The sequence below is a fragment of the Zobellia laminariae genome, assembly GCF_030553095.1.
In the GTDB taxonomy this organism is placed as follows: Bacteria; Bacteroidota; Bacteroidia; order Flavobacteriales; family Flavobacteriaceae; genus Zobellia; species Zobellia laminariae.
This window is the reverse complement of record NZ_CP130738.1, coordinates 1,486,782-1,507,310: the sequence shown is the minus strand read 5'-3', so window position 1 is coordinate 1,507,310 and position 20,529 is coordinate 1,486,782. Positions and strand designations below refer to the sequence as shown.

The window sequence follows — 20,529 nt, the reverse complement described above, 5'->3', positions numbered from 1 at the left end:
TAAAAAAAGGCCCTATGAGTTATATAAATAACATAATTTTGTCGTTATAATCAAAATTCAACAAAAATTTCGTTATGGACATTAAGATTAGAGACTTCATGGAAGAAGTCAAAACGAGAAACGGGCATGAGCCCGAGTTCATTCAAGCGGTGCAAGAAGTTGCTGAAACGGTAATTCCATATATCGCTAAAAATAAAATATATAATGGTAAGAATATCTTGTTACGAATGGTGGAGCCTGAAAGGCTTATTTCATTTAGAGTAGCTTGGGTAGATGATGAAGGAGAGATACATGTAAATAGAGGTTATCGTATTCAGATGAACTCTGCTATTGGACCTTACAAGGGTGGTTTGCGGTTCCATCCCTCGGTTAATGCCAGTATTTTAAAGTTCTTGGCTTTTGAACAAGTCTTTAAAAACAGTCTAACTACTTTGCCTATGGGTGGAGGAAAAGGAGGTTCGGATTTTGACCCGAAAGGAAAGTCAGATGATGAGGTTATGCGTTTTTGTCACGCATTTATGTTGGAACTTTGTCGCCATATTGGTCCTAATACAGATGTACCTGCGGGAGATATAGGTGTAGGTGCTCGTGAGATTGGTTTCTTATTTGGTATGTACAAGAAAATTAGAAATGAGTTTACCGGTGTTCTTACAGGTAAAGGTCTTTCTTGGGGTGGTTCTAAAATTCGTCCCGAAGCAACAGGATACGGAACGGTATATTTTGCTCAAAGTATGCTTAAAACCAAAAACGAAACTTTTGACGGAAAAACCGTTGTTATTTCTGGTTCTGGTAACGTAGCGCAATACGCTGCTGAAAAAGTTATTCAGTTGGGAGGTAAAGTTGTAACACTATCTGATTCTGCTGGTTACATTTATGACCCAGAAGGTATTGACACAGAGAAGTTAGCCTTTGTAATGGACCTGAAGAACGAGAGACGTGGTAGAATATCTGAATATACTGATAAGTATAAAGGTTCTGAATACCATAAAGGTAAAACGCCTTGGGAAATAAAATGTGATATAGCATTACCATGTGCAACTCAGAATGAGCTGTTAGTTGATGACGCTAAAAAACTAATGGCTAATGGTTGTATGTGTGTTGTAGAAGGTGCGAATATGCCTTGTGATGCAGATGCAGTTCATGCATTCCATGCAGCAAAAATCTTGTTCGCTCCAGGTAAGGCCTCCAATGCTGGTGGTGTTGCCACTTCTGGTCTTGAAATGTCACAGAACTCATTGCGTATAAGTTGGACAAGAGAAGAGGTAGATGAAAGACTTCGTGATATTATGGAAGACATTCATGACTCTTGTATTGAATACGGAAAAGAAGAGGACGGCTTTTGTAATTATGTAAAAGGTGCAAACATTGCAGGTTTTGTAAAAGTTGCCGATGCCATGTTGGCGCAAGGTGTTATATAAAAGAAACTTTCTATTTTAATTTAGGCCTGCAACTTCTAAAAGTTGCAGGCTTTTTATTTCAGTATGTACTACTTCCTTTCCTAATATTGTAATGTTCAATTTGGTACTATTTAAAGTTATCTTTGTTGTAAAGCCACCCTTATAAATGCAGGTAACTACCAAAGCTATAGTTCTTACATCTCTTAAATACGGTGATACAAGTTTAATTGTAAAAGCCTTTACAAATTCCGGTGGTATAAAGTCTTATTTGTTAAGAGGGGTTTTATCTTCCAAAAAGGGGAAATTGAAAACTGCTTATTTTCAGCCTTTGACCCAACTAGAAATTGTTGCCAACCACAGGAATAAAGGTTCTTTAGAAAGTATAAAAGAGGCTAAAATAAATTATCCGTACCAGACGCTACATTCCGATATTTCTAAAAATGCCATGACTTTATTTCTGGCCGAAATGCTAGCCAATAGTATTTATGAGGAAGAAGCAAACGAAGCTCTTTTTGAATTCATAGAAGTCTCTCTGCAATGGCTGGATGCACAAAGCGGATTCTCTAATTTTCATATTTATTTTTTGGTTCGCTTAACTCGGTATTTGGGGTTTTATCCGGATACAAATGAGATAGAGTCAAGTTATTTTGATTTGTTAGAAGGTGAGTTTACTAATTCGCTTTCTTTGAATCCAATTTTGATTGGAGAGAATCTTACTTATTTTAAAACCTTCTTGGGCATAAATTTTGATGAGATACATCATATCAAAATGAACAAAAGTAACCGTCAAGAGCTTTTACAATCGCTTGTATTGTTCTATGAGTTGCATTTACAGGGATTTAGAAAACCAAAATCCCTTGCCATCTTAAACGAAGTCTTTAACTAGTATGAACAAAGTTTTGTTTTTACTTATTTTTTTATGTGTTCAAGTGGGGTTTGCGCAGCAGACCACGGTTTTGGATGTGGATACCCGTGAACCTATAGGAAACGTTGCTATTTACAATAATGACCATACAAAAACGGCACTTACTGATTTTGATGGAAAGGTAGACCTAAGTATTTTTAAACAAGAAGAACGTATTACTTTTCGTCATCTCAGTTATCAGTTAAGAAAGAGTACCCGTGGTCAAATCCGTAGGCATGGAAACCGATTTTTTTTGGTAATGAAAGCAGAACAGCTTGATGAGGTGGTCATGTCGGTTTCAAAATGGGAGCAGCAGAAGAAGGATATCCCTAATAAAATTACGGTTATAGATGCACGAGACATTGCTTTTTCAAGCCCACAAACTTCAGCAGATTTATTGCAGAACAGTGGTAAAGTGTTTGTGCAAAAAAGTCAGCTAGGAGGTGGTAGTCCTATGATTAGGGGCTTTGCTACCAACCGTTTATTGTTGTCCGTAGATGGTGTGCGTATGAACAATGCCATTTTTAGGGGAGGCAACCTTCAGAATGTAATTTCAATAGACCCCTACTCAATAAAAAGTACGGAGATAATTTTTGGCCCAGGTTCCGTTATTTACGGTAGTGATGCTATTGGTGGCGTTATGAATTTTTACACCAAGAAAGCAGAGTTCTCAAATTCTGAAAGTCTCTCTTTTTCCGGTAACGCAAGCTATCGTTTTGCTTCGGTCAATACAGAGAATACGGTTCATGTAGATTTTAATTTGGGTAAAAAGAAGTGGGCTTTTCTAACGAGCGCTTCATATAATAGTTTTGATGACATGAAAATGGGTTCTCACGGCCCTGACTCATATTTAAGAAATCTATATGTATCAACAGTCAATGGAGCTGATGTTCTTGTGTCCAATGAAAACCCTAAAGAGCAGAATCCTACAGGTTATAATCAATTTAATTTGATGCAAAAAATAGCCTATAAACCTAACAATACTTGGCAATACGACTTAGGTCTTCATTATTCCGAAACATCGGATTACGCCAGATATGATCGTTTAATACGACCAGATAAGGCGGGAGATGGGCTTCGTTCTGCAGAATGGTATTATGGGCCTCAGAAGTGGTTCATGGGTAATTTACAGATGAATAAACGGGGTAAGGGTATTTTTTACGATGGATTAAAGATAACCACCGCATATCAGCATTTTGAGGAAAGCCGAAATGATAGGGGTTTTCAGGACGTAATTAGATATTCAACAGAAGAGAAAGTAGATGCGATTTCTACTAACATCGATTTTGAAAATAAAAAGATAGGTAACCTGCGTTTGTATTATGGAGGTGAATACATATTTAATAAAGTAGGTTCTGTCGGTAGTCAAGAAGATATAGAAACCAATATAGTTTCTGGTACAGCTTCTAGATATCCTGATGGCTCTACTTGGCAAACTTTGGCGGGTTATGTAAACGGGGAGTATAAAGCCAAGCCTAATTTTACTTTACTTTCTGGTCTTAGGTACAGTCATGTTTGGATTGATGCTGCTTTTGATAAGACCTATTATCCGTTTCCTTTTGATGATGCCAATCTTAATAATGGCGCATTAACCGGTAGTTTGGGATTCAGCTGGTTTCCAAAGGCAGATCTACAAATTACTTTAAACGGTTCAACAGGGTTTAGAGCACCTAATATAGATGACGTTGGCAAAATATTTGATTCTGAGCCTTATGCCGTGGTAGTTCCAAATCCTGACTTAGAACCCGAGTATGCCTATAATATGGAATTGGGCGTTCAAAAGAATTTTAATGACAAGTTGGTTTTTAAAAGTGCGGCGTTCTATACCTATTTGGTAGATGCTTTGGTGCGTAGAGATTATTTGTTTGATGGAGAAGATGAAATTATGTACAATGGCGAATTGAGCAGCGTACAGGCTATTCAAAATGCTGCGAAGGCTTTTGTTTATGGGTTTGAATTTGGGGTGGAAGCTTTCCTTACGGATAATATTTCAGTGGTTTCTAATCTAACTATCACCGAGGGTATTGAGGAAGAAGAGGATGGTACAGAGTCTCCATAAGGCATGTGTCACCTACTTTTGGTGATTTACACCTAGTTTATAAGAATCAAAGACTAAAAACAGATTTGTTCTTGAATTATAACGGAGAGATTCCGTTTTATGATTTAGCTACTTCTGAACGTAGTAAAGAGTACATCTATGCAACGGATGTACATGGTAATCCGTATTCTCCGTCTTGGTATACCTTAAATATTCGTTCGCAGTATGAAGTTACGAGCGCTCTTAAAGTTTCTTTGAACCTTGAGAATTTTACGGATCAACGGTATCGTTCGTATTCTTCGGGAATTTCTGCTCCAGGTATAAATTTGGTTCTAGGTTTGGGATACCGGTTTTAGTAATACAAAAAAAAGGTGTAAAAATAAAGAACCCCGGCCATTGGTAGTTCTTACGTTATAATAAGTATAACTTATAATTAGTTGATAGCAGCTTTTGCTTTATCAGCAGCACTGTTAGCAGCAGCTTTAGCATCGTCACCAGCTTTATTAGCAGCGTCCGTTGCTTTGTCAGCAGCACCACTAGCGGCATCTTTAACATCTGCAGCAGCTTCGTTAGCTTTTGCTTTGATATCTTCACCAGCTTCATTAGCTTTAGCTTTTAAATCGTTAGCTGCATCTTCTGCACCAGCTTTGATATCTTCACCTGCTTCAGCAGCTTTGTCCATAGCTTCGCTACCTGCTTCACTTGCTTTATCCATGGCATCAGATCCCATTTCTTTAGCATCTTCACCAGCCTGCTCCATTGCAGCACCAGCTTCGTCTGTAGCACTCTTTGCTTTATCAGCAGCTTCTCTACAAGAAACGAAAGACATACTCAAGGCAAGCATTAAAACGGAACCTAAAATTACTTTTTTCATGATTTTGTGTTTAAAAGTTTTGTTTAATTGTTTTTGTGATATACGTATCAAACGACATTTTGGACGCTATATTTTAACATTTTTCTTACAAAGTTGTTTTTCATGCCGTATTTCAATTCTTTCAAATCGACTTAATTCGGGTAAAAATCCCTAATTTTGCAGCCTTAAATTAATGCAGTAGAGCCACTTATTATGAAGTTTGCGGAATATAAAGGATTGGATTTGCCCAAAGTAGCTGAGGATATACTCGATTACTGGAAACAAAACCAAATATTTGAAAAAAGTGTTTCCTCTAGAGAGGGTAAACCTAGTTATGTATTTTACGAGGGTCCACCATCGGCAAACGGTATGCCTTAGATTCACCACGTAATGGCGCGAACTATCAAGGATATTTTTCCTAGGTACAAGACCATGAAGGGTTTTCAGGTAAAAAGAAAAGCTGGATGGGATACCCATGGACTACCAATTGAGTTGGGTGTTGAGAAAGAATTGGGTATCACTAAAGAAGATATTGGTAAAAAAATCTCCGTAGAAGAATATAACGCAGCCTGTAAAAAGGCGGTCATGCGCTATACTGATGTATGGAACCGTATGACGGAGCAAGTAGGGTATTGGGTAGATATGAAAGACCCATACGTTACTTACAAGCCAAAATATATGGAATCCGTTTGGTGGTTATTGAAGGAGATATATGATAAAGGCCTAATTTATAAAGGATATACAATTCAGCCTTACTCGCCAAAAGCGGGTACAGGTTTAAGTTCGCATGAATTAAACCAATAGGAACGTATCAAGATGTTACGGATACAACGGTTGTTGCACAATTTAAAGCTATAGAAGAATCATTGCCAGACTTTCTTCAGAACGAAGGTGATGTTTATTTCTTGGCTTGGACAACTACACCATGGACACTTCCTTCCAACACTGCATTGACTGTTGGGCCAAAGATTGATTATGTTTTGGTGGAAACGTACAATCAGTACACATTTAAACCTATGAACGTAGTACTTGCCAAGAACTTGGTAGGTAAACAGTTTTCTGGGAAGTTTAAACAAGTTGAGACAAAACCAGAATTATTAGAATATACATCTGGTGACAAGAAAATTCCTTTCTATGTCGTAAAAGAATTTGTGGGTAAGGATTTAGTAGGTGTTAAATATGAGCAATTACTAGATTATGCACTCCCATATCAAAACCCTGAAAACGCATTTCGTGTAATTTCGGGAGATTTTGTAACCATAGATGATGGTACCGGTATTGTGCACACTGCGCCTACTTTTGGTGCGGATGATGCTTTGGTGGCAAAACAGGCTGTGCCAGAAATACCACCATTATTAGTACTTGACGAAAATAATAATCCAGTTCCTTTGGTGGATTTGCAAGGTAGATTTCGTCCCGAAATGAAAGAGTTTGGCGGCAAATACGTCAAAAACGAATATTATGAAACAGGCGAAGAACCTGAAAGATCAATAGATGTAGAGCTTGCTATAAAATTAAAAGAAGAGAACAAGGCTTTTAAAGTAGAGAAGTATGTTCACAGTTATCCTAACTGCTGGCGTACGGACAAGCCTATCTTATATTACCCGTTAGATTCATGGTTCATTAAAATCAGCGATGTTAAGGATCGCATGTTTGAATTGAACAAGACAATTAACTGGAAACCAAAATCAACTGGCGAAGGCCGTTTTGGGAATTGGTTGGCCAACGCTAATGACTGGAACCTATCTAGGTCTAGGTATTGGGGTATTCCTCTTCCTATCTGGAGAACAGAAGATGGCAAAGAAGAAATAATGATCGGTTCAGTAGCTGAGTTGAAGTCGGAAATGGCAAAGGCAGTAGCTGCAGGGGTAATGAAAAAAGATATTTTCGATGATTTTATAGTCGGTGATCTATCCGAAGAGAATTACGATAAAATAGACCTGCATAAGAATATTGTGGATGATGTTGTTTTGGTATCAGCATCAGGTAAACCCATGAAACGCGAAAGCGATCTTATTGATGTTTGGTTTGATAGTGGCTCCATGCCATATGCACAATGGCACTACCCATTTGAAAATAAAGAACTCATTGATGAGGGCAAGACGTTTCCTGCAGATTTTATCGCAGAAGGAGTAGATCAGACTAGAGGTTGGTTCTATACCCTGCATGCTATTGGTACTATGGTTTTTGATTCCGTAGCCTATAAAAATGTAGTGTCTAACGGCCTTGTATTGGACAAAGAGGGTAAGAAGATGTCAAAACGTTTGGGCAATGCCGCAGATCCTTTTGAAACCATGGATGAACACGGTGCGGATGCAACGCGTTGGTACATGATTTCTAATGCTAACCCTTGGGATAATTTAAAATTTGACACAGAAGGTATAGTTGAGGTAAAACGAAAATTCTTCGGGACACTTTATAATACCTATTCTTTTTTCTGTCTGTATGCCAATATAGATGCTTTTGATTATTCGGAAGATGAAATTCCGTTGAACGAAAGACCAGAAATAGACCGATGGATTTTATCGGAACTTCATTCGTTGATTAAAACGGTTGATGAAGCTTATGCCGATTATGAGCCTACAAAGGCAACACGTGCTATTTCAGACTATGTACAGGAGAATTTAAGTAATTGGTATGTGCGTCTGTGTAGAAGACGTTTCTGGAAAGGTACGTATGAGAAAGATAAAATATCGGCCTATCAAACGCTGTATACTTGTCTTGAAACAGTAGCCAAGCTTGCGGCACCTGTTGCTCCGTTCTTTATGGATAGACTTTATAAAGATTTAACAAATACGACTCATACGGAGGATTTTGAAAGTGTACATTTGGCTGAATTTCCAGTATACAATGAAGCAATTGTAGATAGGGATTTGGAAAGTAAGATGGAGAAAGCGCAGACTATTTCGTCTTTAGTACTTTCTATCCGTCAGAAAGAAAAAATAAAAGTGCGTCAGCCATTACAAAAGGTAATGATACCGGTTTTGGATGAAAATCAGAAGCATGAGATAGAAGCTGTTGCTGATCTTATTATGTCTGAGGTTAATGTTAAGGAAATAGAATTACTGGACGATGCCTCTGGTATTTTGGTGAAGCAGATTAAGCCTAATTTTAAGGTTTTGGGCCCTAAATTTGGGAAGGATATGAAGAAAATTGCCCAAGCAGTTGGTCAGTTGAATCAAGATGATATCCAAAAAATTGAGCAGGATGGCGAAATTTCACTTGATATTGACGATAAAATTATTACATTACAATTGCAAGATGTAGAGATAGCCTCTCAAGATATTGAAGGTTGGTTAGTTGCTAGTTCAGGACCTATTACGGTAGCTTTGGATGTAACAATCAATGAAAATTTAAGAGAAGAGGGTATTGCTAGGGAGCTTGTAAATAGGATTCAGAACATAAGAAAAGATTCTGGATTTGAGGTGACCGATAGAATTGACGTGAAAATTCTTAAAGACGGTTTTGTGGAAAAAGCGGTATTTAATAATTTAGATTATATTAAGACTGAAACACTGACCGCCGAACTTGTTTTTGAGGAAAAATTGGATGAAGGAACTGAGGTTTCTTTTGATGAAGTAACAACTAAATTATTTATTGAAAAACATTAATATAATGGCAGAAGATTTAAAAGTTAGGTATTCGGACAAGGATCTTGCCGAATTTAAAGTATTGATCGAGGACAAAATCGAAAAGGCAAAAAGTCATTTAGATTTATTGAAGAGTTCTTATATGAACGATGGTAATAATGGTACAGATGATACCTCGCCAACGTTCAAGGCCTTTGAAGAAGGTTCTGAAACGATGAGTAAAGAAGCGAACACACAGTTAGCTATACGTCAAGAGAAATTCATTAGAGATTTAAAGAATGCCCTTTTGCGTATAGAGAACAAAACCTATGGTATTTGCCGCGTTACTGGCAAATTAATCGCTAAAGAACGTCTTAAGCTCGTACCACATGCTACATTAAGTATTGAGGCAAAGAATATGCAGAAGTAATTTCAGCAAGATTATAATTTTAGGGCCTACAAGAAATTAGTTCTTGTAGGCCTTTTTTACACCCGAAAAAATGAAGTGCTTTCTTGTTTTCTTTTTCGTCTTTAATCTCTTAGCTGCGCAAAAGGTGGTAAAAAAAACATTGATCAATGATGCGGTTACGGCAATCAATATTGATGTAAACAGTTGTTATAAATTAGTTTTAGAAACATCGGAAAGTCATGAAATGTCTGTTGAGGCCGTTATTGATGGTGAGTATAAGAAAGACCTTTTGTTATCTATAAAAGAGGAGGGTACTTCTATAATGATAAGTAGTGGTTTTCAGCCCAATTTTAAGAATCCCAATGACAAGCTTAGTGCACATAAGGTCATTTCAATTTCTTTAAAAATCATGTTGCCTCGTCATAAGTATGTTACTGTATTTGGTAGAAGTTGCAATGTTATTGCGGAGGGAGATTACAATGGGCTTGATGTTTCGCTAAACGATGGTAATTGTCAGCTTTTTAATGTTTCTAAAAGTGTAAAGGTGCATACCCAAAGCGGTGGCATATGGGTACATGCCTTAAAGGCAGATATAGATGCTATTAGTAAATATGGGAAAATTACTAAGGAAGACATTCCAAAAGGGGGGTCTAAGTATACGCTGACTTCCGTAACGGGAAATATCCGAATAAATAAAACCGAATAATATACTTATTTTTGCCCATTCAAGTTGTAGATGTACTATGAATTTAAAGAAGTCATTGCTCATTATCATAGCAGTATTGTTAATTGATCAGCTGAGCAAAATATATATAAAGACCCATTTTGTATTAGGGGATTCCGTTGAAGTTTTCAGTTGGTTCAAAATACTGTTCATTGAGAATTCTGGAGCGGCTTGGGGAGCTAAATTAAGTGACTTCCTTCCTATTTCAGAGCCTACAGGCAAATTGGTGTTAACGGTATTTAGACTATTTGCTGTTGCAGGAATAGGGTATTGGTTATATGATACCATACAGAAGAAATCCTCCAAAACTTTAATACTTGCGGTCTGTTTAATTTTTGCTGGAGCATTGGGTAATATTATTGATTCTGTGGTATACGGAGTTGTTTTTAGTGATAGTTATCAGCAATTGGCCACGGCATTTTCAGATGAGCCATACGGTAGTCTTTTCTACGGTAAAGTAGTAGATATGCTTTATTTTCCTATGGTAGATACCACATGGCCAGATTGGGTACCTTATTTTGGAGGGGCTACTTTTCGCTTTTTTGAACCAGTATTCAATATTGCCGATATGGCAATTAGCACGGGTGTAGGCGTTCTTCTTGTTTTTAATAAGAGAGCTTTTGGTAAAGAAGGTGAAGACGAAGAAACAACCTTAGAGGAAACAGCTTAATTTCTTAAAAGGAGTAAGTCTCAGAAGGAGTTACGCAGTAATCTAAAGGAACATCATTATCATAGGTATCCGTTATGAGATCATCTTCAGCTGGAAATAGAGATAAGCCTATTTTGATAACATCTTCTCTGCATTCTGCTAAAAATGTATCATAGAATCCTTTTCCATACCCTACACGATTTCCCTTTTTATCAAAGGCGAGTAGCGGAATAAAAACAACATCAATTTTACTAATGGGTACTTCTATACCATCAACTGGTTCAGGTATGTTCCATTTGTTCTTTTTTAAACGGGTAGAATCAGTAAGCAAATAATGCTGTAGTGTAGTATTGTCTCCTACTTTTGGTAGGACTACATTCTTATCTTTTCCTTGAAGTATGGACAAGATAAATGTTGTATCAATTTCTTTATTTTCCGAAATCGGTAAAAAAATGTGGTAATAGTCATGTGACCATACCGGCAATTTAAGCAGTCTGTTGGCGATATTCAGACTAGAGTCTTCAAGCGACGCATTATCTATTAATCGTCTACGGTTTTTGTATAGCGATCTTAAATCTTTTTTAAGCATTGATTATGACCTCAGTACAATTGGGGAAACTGTATATGTGCCTATTCTTTTGCTGAAACAGTATAATATATCTTAAAAGAAATCATTAAGATGAGATACAATCCGAGGGTTATTATATATTTATCCATGTGGTATATTGATTTTGATTCTTAAAGCTAAATAAAAAAATCAATCAAAACACTGTCAACGGCAACTTTTTATCGGTGAAATGCATTTTTTAGTGTTTTTTTAACAAATTTGCGCATTTTTAAGTGCAAAATCTTACAAATTACCATTTGAATTATGCTTTGCCCTTGGTTCTTTCAAATAGTGTTTGAATTTAGTATTCGTTAAAAAACACCAAAACACTAAGCCCTTTTAATAAAACATAGTAATTTAACGTGTTAGAAGCCAATGTGCCCGCTACTTAATTTTTTAAACCATTTTTATAATGCCCCAAGTGCCTATAGAAGTTCAATTACGTACGTTGCCCCAGGTCCTGGAGTGTATCAATTTTATGACGTAGATGATAAAATTTTATATGTAGGAAAGGCCAAAAATTTAAAAAAGCGGGTATCCTCTTATTTCACCAAAAATCATGAGTATGGCAAGACGCGTGTTCTTGTAAAAAAAATAAAGCTCATTAAGCATATTGTGGTTCCTACGGAGTCTGATGCTTTACTTCTAGAAAACAACCTTATTAAAAAGTATAGGCCAAGGTATAACGTTCTTTTAAAGGATGATAAATCCTATCCTTGGATCTGTATTAAGAATGAGCGCTTTCCTAGGATTTTTCCTACCAGAAAATTAATTAAAGATGGTAGTGAGTATTTTGGTCCTTATACAAGTATGAAAACCGTGAGGATTCTATTGGATCTTATAAAGGGAGTGTACCCATTACGGACATGTAATTATGACCTTTCAAAAGAGAAAATAGAAGCGGATAAATACAAAGTATGCTTGGAGTATCATTTGGGTAACTGCAATGGTCCTTGCGAAGGTTTTCAGAGTTTAGAGGAGTATGATGAGCAGATTCAAGATATTAGAAGAATAATTAAAGGAGATTTTAAGTCATCATTGAATTATTTCAGGTCTCAAATGAAAACCTTGGCATCAGAAATGAAGTTTGAGGAGGCTCAGCAAGTAAAAGAGAAGATAGAAGTATTAGAGAATTATCAGGTAAGGTCTACTGTCGTTAATCCAAAAATTAATAATGTAGATGTGTTTTCAGTTATTTCAGATGAGGCATATGCTTATGTTAATTTTCTACAATTATCCCATGGTTCTATTACACGTTCGCATACGCTAGAAATAAAAAAGAAACTTGATGAAACAGATGCTGATCTTTTGGCACTGGCCATCATAGAAATAAGACAGCGATTCAAATCTCTATCCAGAGAGCTTTACCTTCCTTTTGAGGTTCCGGTAGAAGCGCATTTAAAAGTCACAGTGCCCAAATTAGGAGATAAAAAGAAAATTCTTGAACTCTCTGAACGTAATGCCAAATTCTATAGGCAAGAGCGTTTTAAGCAAAGTATGATAATTGACCCGGATAGGCATACCAACCGGATTATGGCGCAGATGAAGAAGGATTTACATCTTTCTGAAGAACCTAGGCATGTAGAATGTTTTGATAACAGTAATATTCAAGGAAGCAACCCAGTTGCAGCTTGCGTAGTTTTCAAAAATGGGAAACCTTCTAAAAAAGAATACCGTCATTATAATATAAAAACGGTTGAAGGTCCAGATGATTTTGCATCTATGGAAGAGGTGGTTTTTAGGCGTTACAAACGCTTGCTTGCCGAAGATGAACCTTTACCGCAATTAATAGTTATTGATGGGGGAAAAGGGCAATTATCTTCTGCTCTAAAAAGTTTGGATATTCTTGGATTACGAGGAAAGATTGCCATCGTGGGAATAGCAAAACGTTTGGAAGAAATCTATTTTCCGGAAGATCCTATTCCGCTTTATTTAGATAAAAAGTCGGAAAGTTTAAAGATTATTCAGCAATTAAGAAATGAGGCGCATCGCTTCGGTATAACTTTTCATAGAAATAAAAGGAGTAAGGCTGCAATAAATTCTAAATTAGAGAGTATTGAAGGTATTGGCGAGAAAACCGCAGAAGAGTTGTTAAAGAAATTCAAGTCAGTAAAAAGAATAAAAGAAGCTTCCATAGAAAACCTGACAGAAACCGTTGGCATGTCTAGGGCTAAAAAAATTTATGAAGCTTTTCACTAAAATTACGACGAATACAATAGTATGCAAAAAGCCATTTTAAGTATTGGTTTACTTTTATTTACCTTGTTTTCCGTAGCGCAAGATTCGGAGAAGAAGGATATTAAGGTGGGCTTAGTGCTCAGTGGCGGTGGCGCTAAAGGAATGGCTCATATTGGTGCTATTAAGGTGTTGGAAGAGGCTGGTATTAGGGTTGATTATATTGGAGGAACAAGCATGGGGGCAATAGTAGGTTCTTTATATGCCGCGGGTTATACCGGAGATCAACTAGATTCGATTTTTAGAGCAACCGATTTTACTAATCTTATACAGGACAATTTACCTAGAAGTGCTAAAACTTTTTACGAAAAAGAGAATTCGGAAAAATATGCAATTACCCTTCCTTTTGACAATTTTAAAGTATCAGTTCCGCCAGCATATTCAGGTGGTCAGAATGTTTATAATGAGTTAGTCAAATTTTTGTATCCAGTCCGGAACATAAATGACTTTAATGATCTACCCATACCATTTGTTTGTATTGCCACGGATGTTGAAACAGGTGAGGAAGTTATTTTAAAAGATGGATATCTGCCGGAAGCTGTTATGGCAAGTGGTACATTGCCTTCCCTTTTTGAGCCTGCACGAATTAATGGAAAAGTATTAATAGATGGTGGAGTGGTAAACAATTACCCTATTGAAGAAGTCCGAAAAATGGGCGCTGATATTATAATTGGTGTTGATGTACAGCATGGTTTAAGAGATAGAGAATCTCTTTTAACCGCCACAGAGATTTTATTACAAATTAATAATTACCAAACCGTTCTTGATATGGTAGAAAAGTCTAAAAAGACTGATATCTACATAAAACCGAATATGGATGATTATTCCATAATTGATTTTAATCTGGACGATGTAATTATTAAAAGTGGCGAAGACGCAGCACGGAAAAATTTTGATGCCTTAAAAGAAGTGGCTTCCATGCAAAGCAAGAGAAATGAGGAAAGAGAGCGTATTGTTTCTACAGATACATTAAGTATTAGTCATTTGGTTATAAGGGAAAGTGAAAATTATTCTAGGGGTTACGTAAAAGGAAAATTGAGATTTGACGTAGATAAGCCAACCACATTTTCAAGGGTTCATCAAGGTATTAGTAACCTTATGGCAACGGGTAATTTTCATACAATTCATTATAAATTACAAGATAATGAGGATAGCGATGAACAAGAGATGATTCTTGATTTAGATGAAAATAAGAGCAAATCATTTATACGGTTGGGAGCTCATTATGATAACCTTTACAAGACAGCAGCAATTCTAAATTATACAAGAAAAAGTCTAATTACTAGAGATGACGTTTCTTCGTTCGACTTTATTATTGGAGATAATATTAGATATAAATTACGGTATTATGTAGATAAAGGATTTTATTGGAGTTACGGATTTAATTCTAGTTTTAATGAGTTTGAAAAAGATGTAAGTTTTGATTTGGTACGCAGTAATTTTGATTTTCAGGCTGCAGCTAATTTAAATTCTATAAATCTAGATATCACTGATTTTACCAATCAGGTTTACGTCCAAACCGTTTTGCGGGAAGAGTTTTCTTTTAGAATGGGTATAGAGCATAAGTTCTTAAAGGTTAGTACTACTACCTTAGGGCAAAGTGCAGATACGCAGGCAAGCGCTACGGTAAGTAACTCTAGTGATAGAACGTTTCTTGAGAAAGTAATTTTTACAGTGCTTTTGGACAGTTGACTTTTGATTCATATGACGATAAATATTTTCCTTCTAAGGGATTGTATTTTGATGGTGATTTTCACTTTTATGTATTTTCCTCGGATTTTAATAACAACTTTAAAGAGTTTTCAATTGCAAAGGCCAAAATAGGAACGGCAGTACCTTTTTTAAATAAATTTTCTTTTAATGTGGAAGCAGAAGGTGGTTTTAAGCTGGGTACATCAAATGTTTCTACTTTCGATTTTGTTCTAGGAGGTTTTGGAACCAATCTTATAAATAATTTTACGCCCTTCTTTGGATACGATTTTTTGGCTTTGCCGGGGAATTCCTTTGTAAAGGCATACGGTAGGTTAGATTATGAGTTTACGCCAAAAAACCATTTAATGCTTACGGCAAATTATGCCAATGTAGATGATGACCTTTTTAGAACGGGAGAATGGTTTACCCTGCCAAGCTATTCTGGTTACGGAATTGGTTATGGTTGGGAATCTTTCGTAGGGCCCATGCAAATGCATTATTCTTGGTCTCCTGAAGGTAAGAGTAATAGCTTCTTTTTTAGTTTAGGCTATTGGTTTTAATCTTCTTGGATTAAGGTTGAGGTTTTTTTCCGATATTTGTGTTGTATGCTACAATTTAGAGTTGATATTACTGCTCATCTTAGAGCCATGTGGTAACTAGCCATGTAAATAATAGTTCATGCTTAGGTATGAACTCAATTGTATTGTTTCTCAACTTTTTAAAATAATTACTTTACTAAAATACATTTACATATGTCAACTTTAGATAATACTTCATTGCATTTACCCAAAGAAAACCCGGAAGCAGAAGATTTTCTTCCTTTGTTAGGTACAGATTATATAGAACTTTACGTAGGTAACGCCAAGCAGGCAGCCCATTATTATATGTCCGCCTTGTGATTTCAGCCATTGGCTTATGCGGGCCTTGAAACAGGCGTAAAAGACAGGGTGTCTTATGTGCTTCAACAAGATAAAATTAAGTTAGTGCTTACCTCTCCATTAAATTCAGGGGGAGAAATCAATAAACATATAGATGCCCATGGAGATGGGGTAAAGGCTATTGCTTTATGGGTTGATGATGCTTCTAAGAGTTATGCCGAAACCACAAAAAGAGGTGCCGAAAGTTATTTGGAGCCTAAAACTGTTAAAGATGAAGGTGGTGAAGTTGTGCTTTCTGGTATTCATACGTATGGAGAAACGGTGCATATTTTTGTAGAAAGAAAAAATTACAATGGTATATTCATGCCGGGTTATAGAGCTTGGAATCCTTATTATAACCCCACAGATGTAGGTCTAAAGTTTGTAGATCACATAGTAGGTAATGTGGGGTGGAACGAAATGAATAAATGGTGTGAGTTTTATGCTAAGGTAATGGGCTTTGCTCAGTTGGTATCTTTTGATGATAAAGATATTTCTACAGAATATACCGCACTTATGAGTAAGGTGATGAGTAATGGTAACGGCAGAATTAAATTTCCGATAAACGAACCTGCTGATGGTAGAAAAAAATCGCAGATAGAAGAATATATAGATTTCTATAATGGATCAGGAGTACAACATATGGCGCTTGCAACTGATAATATTATCGAAACTGTTGCGGCTTTAAGAGAAAGAGGTATTGAGTTTTTAAAGGTGCCTTCTAGTTATTATGAGGATGTGTTGGACCGCGTAGGTGCAATAGATGAAGATTTGGCACCTCTTAGTGAACTAGGAATTCTTATTGACAGAGATGAAGAGGGGTATCTACTACAGATATTTACCAAACCTATTTTAGATCGCCCAACGATGTTTATAGAGATTATCCAGAGAAAAGGAGCTAAATCTTTTGGAAAAGGAAACTTTAAAGCACTTTTTGAGGCAATAGAAAGAGAACAAGAGTCAAGAGGTACGTTATAATTTAATTTTTAATGAGTTTTTTGAAGGTCATGATGGGCAACGCAGTCTCTAAAGAGTAGATTTTCATATCAGAAAAGAGTATAATTTCTTAATGAAATGCCAAATTTTAAGCCGTAAGTAAAAAGAACTGTTAATGTAATAGTTAAAGTAAGTTAAAACGATTTGAGGATTAAAAGTATGCCTTAAATTTGTACTCGTAAGGGGTGGTTCCCTTACAACTTTAAGTATTGGTTTTTCATAATTTAAAGTTTGGTTGGTTATTTAGGAAAAGCCCTGGCATGTAATGTCAGGGCTTTTTTTTAAGCTCGTTTTTCTGATGTTTATTTTAATTGTACCAACTTTCTTTTCCATGCTTAAAGAATCAAAATAATATGGTTGTGTAGTGCATACAATACTTTGGAATAAATTTTGTTTAAGTAATTGTAAGCCCTTAAAATAATATAAGAGCATTTTGTATTTTTATCGTAATACTACAGCTATGAAAAAAGCATTTACATTACTTTTTCTTCTCGTCATCTTTTCTTCTCATTCGCAGAATAGTGAGTCTGCTTTTGACCCCGGTGAATGGTTGAAATTTAGAATGCATTATGGTTTTCTAAATGCCAGTTATGCAACTTTACATGTAAAGTCTGCTGTGGTAGATGATGTTCCTGTATATCATGTGGTAGGTCGCGGTGAGACAACTGGTTTTGCTAGCGTCTTTTTTAAGGTAGATGATACTTATGAGAGCTATTTTGGAAAGGAAGATGGGAAGCCTTATAAATTTATAAGAAAGATAAATGAGGGTGGATATACAAAAGACATTGAGATAAACTTTGATCATAAGGAAGAGAAAGCCGTCCTGAACGATAAAAAGCATAATAAAAAGTATAATTTTGAACTACAGGATAGCATCCAAGATTTAATATCTGCATTTTACTATTTACGAAACAATTATGAGCCTAGTGATTTAGTGATAGGTGAGGCTGTAAATTTGAAAATGTTGTATGATGATGACGGCATTTTTAACTTCAGACTTAAATATTTAGGAACAGAAGTGCTTAAAACTAAGTTCGGTAAGGTAGAATGTTTTAAATTTAGGCCCTTGGTTCAGTCAGGGCGTGTTTTTAAGGAACAAGAAAGTCTTTCGCTATGGGTTTCAGCAGATGATAATAGAATACCTGTACGTATACAAGCAAATTTAAGTGTAGGAGCTATCAAGGCAGACCTTGACGGATATAACGGACTGAAACATCAGTTTAAGATAATAATGGATTAACAACCCAATGAGAGATAAAGAGCGAATAGATTCACAAATTTCAAAATTAGAAGAGAAGTATAAAGATTCCGGTCAGGATTTAAGTTCTTATTTAGATGGGCTTCTTTATCAGCGTTACCTCACTTATTGGGATTATATTCATCTTGATACTCTTTTAAGCCTTCAGGTGCCTAGGACCTATTTCCCCGATGAGGAAATTTTTATCATGTACCATCAGATTACTGAGTTGTATTTTAAGCTTATTCTTCATGAGCAAAAGCAATTGGTTGATGATAAATCTCAAAACATCGATTTTTTTATAGAAAAGGCAAGACGAATCAACAGCTATTTCAAGGCATTGATATCTTCTTTTGGTATTATGATAAAAGGTATGGAGAGAGAACAGTTTCTTCAATACCGAATGGCGTTGCTTCCGGCTAGTGGTTTTCAGTCGGCTCAATATAGAATGATTGAAATTTATGCTACTCCTTTGGAGTATTTGGTGCACCATACGGAGCGAGACGCTTTTTCATCAGAAAATAGCTTGGAAGAGCTTTATGAGCAAATCTATTGGAAGAAAGGTGCCACTGATTTGGCAACAGGAGAAAAGACATTAACCCTTAAGCAATTTGAGTACAGATATACCCCACGTTTAATACGAATTGCTAAGCAAGTAGAACAAAGTACTATTTATCAGAAGTACCAGCAATTATCAGCAGACAAGAAAGATAATAAAGAGCTTATAGAAGCGTTAAAGACTTTGGATATGAACGCCAATGTAAATTGGCCATTAATGCATATGGGATCTGCTCATAGGTATTTAGGAAAAGACAAGAGCAGATAGATGCTACAGGAGGAACCAATTGGAAGGAGTATTTACCTCCCAGTTTTCAGAAAATTGTGTTTTTCCCGGGATTATATTCAAAACAAGAGTTAAATGATTGGGGAAAAGAATGGGTAGACCATATCTTTAACCCGGATAAGAAACAAACAGAGTAGCATGAACAAATATTGGGGCCTTCTTTTCGTTATTTTAGTATCTATATCATGTAAGCATGACAAGCCTGTTTTAAAAGAACCGCTTGTTAAGCAAATGGCTTCCATTGTTCCTGAGAAACCCGTTTTAAAACAGTTTGGTTTTAACCTAGATGAGTTTACCGTGCAGTTGGATACGGTTAAAAACGGAGATAGTTTTGGAGAGCTAATGCTTCAGAACAAGGTAGATTACCCCAAAATTGCCAAAATTACCCAAGAATTTAAAGATACTTTTGATGTTAGAAGAATTCGTGTGGGCAAACCATATATTATTTTAAAGTCCAAAGATACTACAGAGGCAGCCCAAGTTTTTATTTATGAGAACGATCCAATTAACTATACCGTAGTTGATTTGAGAGATACGGTTAAGGCGTATAGAGATAAGAAAGAAGTTACTTATGTTGAGCGGGAAGCTTCGGGAGTTATTGAAACTTCTTTGTCTCAGGCAATTTTAGATCAAGGAATAGATTACACCCTTACTAACAGTTTATCTGAAGTATATGCTTGGACAATAGATTTCTTCCGTCTGCAAAAAGGAGACAAGTTCAAGATTATTTATAAAGAAAAATTTATTAATGATTCTATCTACGCTGGAGCTGGTGAAATAGAAGCTGCTTATTTTGAGCATAGCGGAAGGCCTATTTATGCTTTCGCTTATGAAAATGATTCATTAAAAAATATAGTTGATTATTTTGACGAGGAAGCTAATAATCTTAGAAGAACATTTCTAAGAGCTCCGGTTCAGTTCAGTAGAATTTCTTCAAGATATAATTTAAAGCGAAAAATCCGTTATTACGGAAACAAAGTAAGACCTCATATGGGTACGGATTACGCGGCACCAAGAGGTACGCCTATTTTGGCAACTGCGGATGGTACCGTAACGGAATCTACAAGAAGAGGTGGTAACGGTAAATATGTAAAAATTAGACATAACGGAACGTATTCTACGCAATACTTGCATATGAGCAAGCAGAATGTAAAACGAGGCGCATATGTAAGACAGGGAGATGTAATTGGTTGGATAGGTATGACCGGTAACACGAGTGGCCCTCATGTTTGCTACCGTTTTTGGAGAAACGGAAGACAGGTAGACCCATTAAAAGAAGAACTTCCTTTGGCAGAGCCTTTAGATGAGACCTTACAGCCAGATTATTTTAACTACATCAATCCAATAAAAGATCAGTTAGATTGCATGAAATATCCTGAAAGTTCTATAGAAGAGGATATTCTAGCTGAAGATTTGGCATCCGCAGAAAAATAACGGTACATAGGGTTTTGGTTTAGA

At 36.2% G+C, this 20,529-nt stretch carries 13 protein-coding genes and 4 pseudogenes; 15 read left to right on the top strand and 2 right to left on the bottom strand.

Translation table 11 applies throughout. The features are described 5' to 3' along the window. Positions 1-74 precede the first annotated feature (74 nt). From gdhA to Q5W13_RS24730, 4 genes are all read left to right on the top strand, one after another. Positions 75-1,418 carry an NADP-specific glutamate dehydrogenase gene (gdhA, locus tag Q5W13_RS07130; RefSeq protein WP_304445846.1) on the top strand — a complete coding sequence of 448 codons (1,344 nt, stop codon included), beginning with the start codon at positions 75-77 and terminating at the stop codon, positions 1,416-1,418. Between the two features lie 145 nt (positions 1,419-1,563). Further along, the gene (gene recO / locus Q5W13_RS07125) at positions 1,564-2,283 is read left to right on the top strand and encodes a DNA repair protein RecO (RefSeq protein ID WP_304445845.1); all 720 of its coding nucleotides are present in this window, start codon (positions 1,564-1,566) and stop codon (positions 2,281-2,283) included. 1 nt (position 2,284) lies between these two features. Continuing rightward, complete coding sequence (locus Q5W13_RS07120) at positions 2,285-4,360, top strand: TonB-dependent receptor plug domain-containing protein (RefSeq protein ID WP_368662465.1); 2,076 nt, start codon at positions 2,285-2,287, stop codon at positions 4,358-4,360. Between the two features lie 71 nt (positions 4,361-4,431). After that, a complete protein-coding gene (locus Q5W13_RS24730) occupies positions 4,432-4,695 on the top strand; it encodes a hypothetical protein (RefSeq protein WP_368662464.1) in 264 nt (87 codons plus the stop codon). Between the two features lie 77 nt (positions 4,696-4,772). Here Q5W13_RS24730 and Q5W13_RS07115 read toward each other — a convergent pair whose 3' ends face one another. Continuing rightward, positions 4,773-5,213, bottom strand: a complete 441-nt coding sequence (locus Q5W13_RS07115; RefSeq protein ID WP_155597841.1) for a hypothetical protein — start codon at positions 5,211-5,213, stop codon at positions 4,773-4,775. Positions 5,214-5,405: 192 nt separating this feature from the next. Here Q5W13_RS07115 and ileS point away from each other — a divergent pair. From ileS to Q5W13_RS07095, 4 genes and pseudogenes are all read left to right on the top strand, one after another. Next, a pseudogene (gene ileS / locus Q5W13_RS07110) lies at positions 5,406-8,803 on the top strand (isoleucine--tRNA ligase). A gap of 4 nt (positions 8,804-8,807) precedes the next feature. Next, the gene (locus Q5W13_RS07105; RefSeq protein WP_194533369.1) at positions 8,808-9,191 is read left to right on the top strand and encodes a TraR/DksA family transcriptional regulator; all 384 of its coding nucleotides are present in this window, start codon (positions 8,808-8,810) and stop codon (positions 9,189-9,191) included. 70 nt (positions 9,192-9,261) lie between these two features. Next, positions 9,262-9,876 (top strand): DUF4097 family beta strand repeat-containing protein, encoded by a 615-nt coding sequence (locus tag Q5W13_RS07100; RefSeq protein ID WP_304445844.1) that lies wholly within the window; start codon positions 9,262-9,264, stop codon positions 9,874-9,876. Positions 9,877-9,913: 37 nt separating this feature from the next. Next, positions 9,914-10,564: a lipoprotein signal peptidase gene (locus tag Q5W13_RS07095; protein ID WP_304445843.1), complete on the top strand. Its 651-nt coding sequence runs from the start codon at positions 9,914-9,916 to the stop codon at positions 10,562-10,564. Between the two features lie 4 nt (positions 10,565-10,568). On the opposite strand, the gene Q5W13_RS07090 is transcribed toward Q5W13_RS07095, so the two are convergent. Then, positions 10,569-11,132 carry a 5-formyltetrahydrofolate cyclo-ligase gene (locus tag Q5W13_RS07090; RefSeq protein WP_304445842.1) on the bottom strand — a complete coding sequence of 188 codons (564 nt, stop codon included), beginning with the start codon at positions 11,130-11,132 and terminating at the stop codon, positions 10,569-10,571. A 430-nt stretch (positions 11,133-11,562) separates the two neighbouring features. On the opposite strand from Q5W13_RS07090, the pseudogene uvrC reads away from it, so the two are divergent. The 7 genes and pseudogenes from uvrC (at position 11,563) to Q5W13_RS07060 (ending at position 20,505) form a co-directional block, all read left to right on the top strand. After that, positions 11,563-13,349 (top strand): annotated as a pseudogene (gene uvrC / locus Q5W13_RS07085) (excinuclease ABC subunit UvrC). A gap of 21 nt (positions 13,350-13,370) precedes the next feature. Continuing rightward, a complete protein-coding gene (locus tag Q5W13_RS07080) occupies positions 13,371-15,077 on the top strand; it encodes a patatin-like phospholipase family protein (RefSeq protein WP_368662463.1) in 1,707 nt (568 codons plus the stop codon). Next, on the top strand, positions 15,074-15,637 hold the full coding sequence (locus tag Q5W13_RS24725; RefSeq protein ID WP_368662462.1) for a hypothetical protein: 564 nt from the start codon (positions 15,074-15,076) through the stop codon (positions 15,635-15,637). Before Q5W13_RS07080 ends, Q5W13_RS24725 begins: the two co-directional genes overlap by 4 nt. 192 nt (positions 15,638-15,829) lie before the next feature. Beyond that, a pseudogene (hppD, locus tag Q5W13_RS07075) lies at positions 15,830-16,972 on the top strand (4-hydroxyphenylpyruvate dioxygenase). A 478-nt stretch (positions 16,973-17,450) separates the two neighbouring features. Then, positions 17,451-18,230 carry a DUF3108 domain-containing protein gene (locus Q5W13_RS07070; RefSeq protein WP_155597849.1) on the top strand — a complete coding sequence of 260 codons (780 nt, stop codon included), beginning with the start codon at positions 17,451-17,453 and terminating at the stop codon, positions 18,228-18,230. A 7-nt stretch (positions 18,231-18,237) separates the two neighbouring features. Next, a pseudogene (locus tag Q5W13_RS07065) lies at positions 18,238-19,208 on the top strand (tryptophan 2,3-dioxygenase family protein). Between the two features lies 1 nt (position 19,209). Further along, the gene (locus tag Q5W13_RS07060) at positions 19,210-20,505 is read left to right on the top strand and encodes a peptidoglycan DD-metalloendopeptidase family protein (RefSeq protein WP_304445841.1); all 1,296 of its coding nucleotides are present in this window, start codon (positions 19,210-19,212) and stop codon (positions 20,503-20,505) included. Positions 20,506-20,529 lie beyond the last annotated feature (24 nt).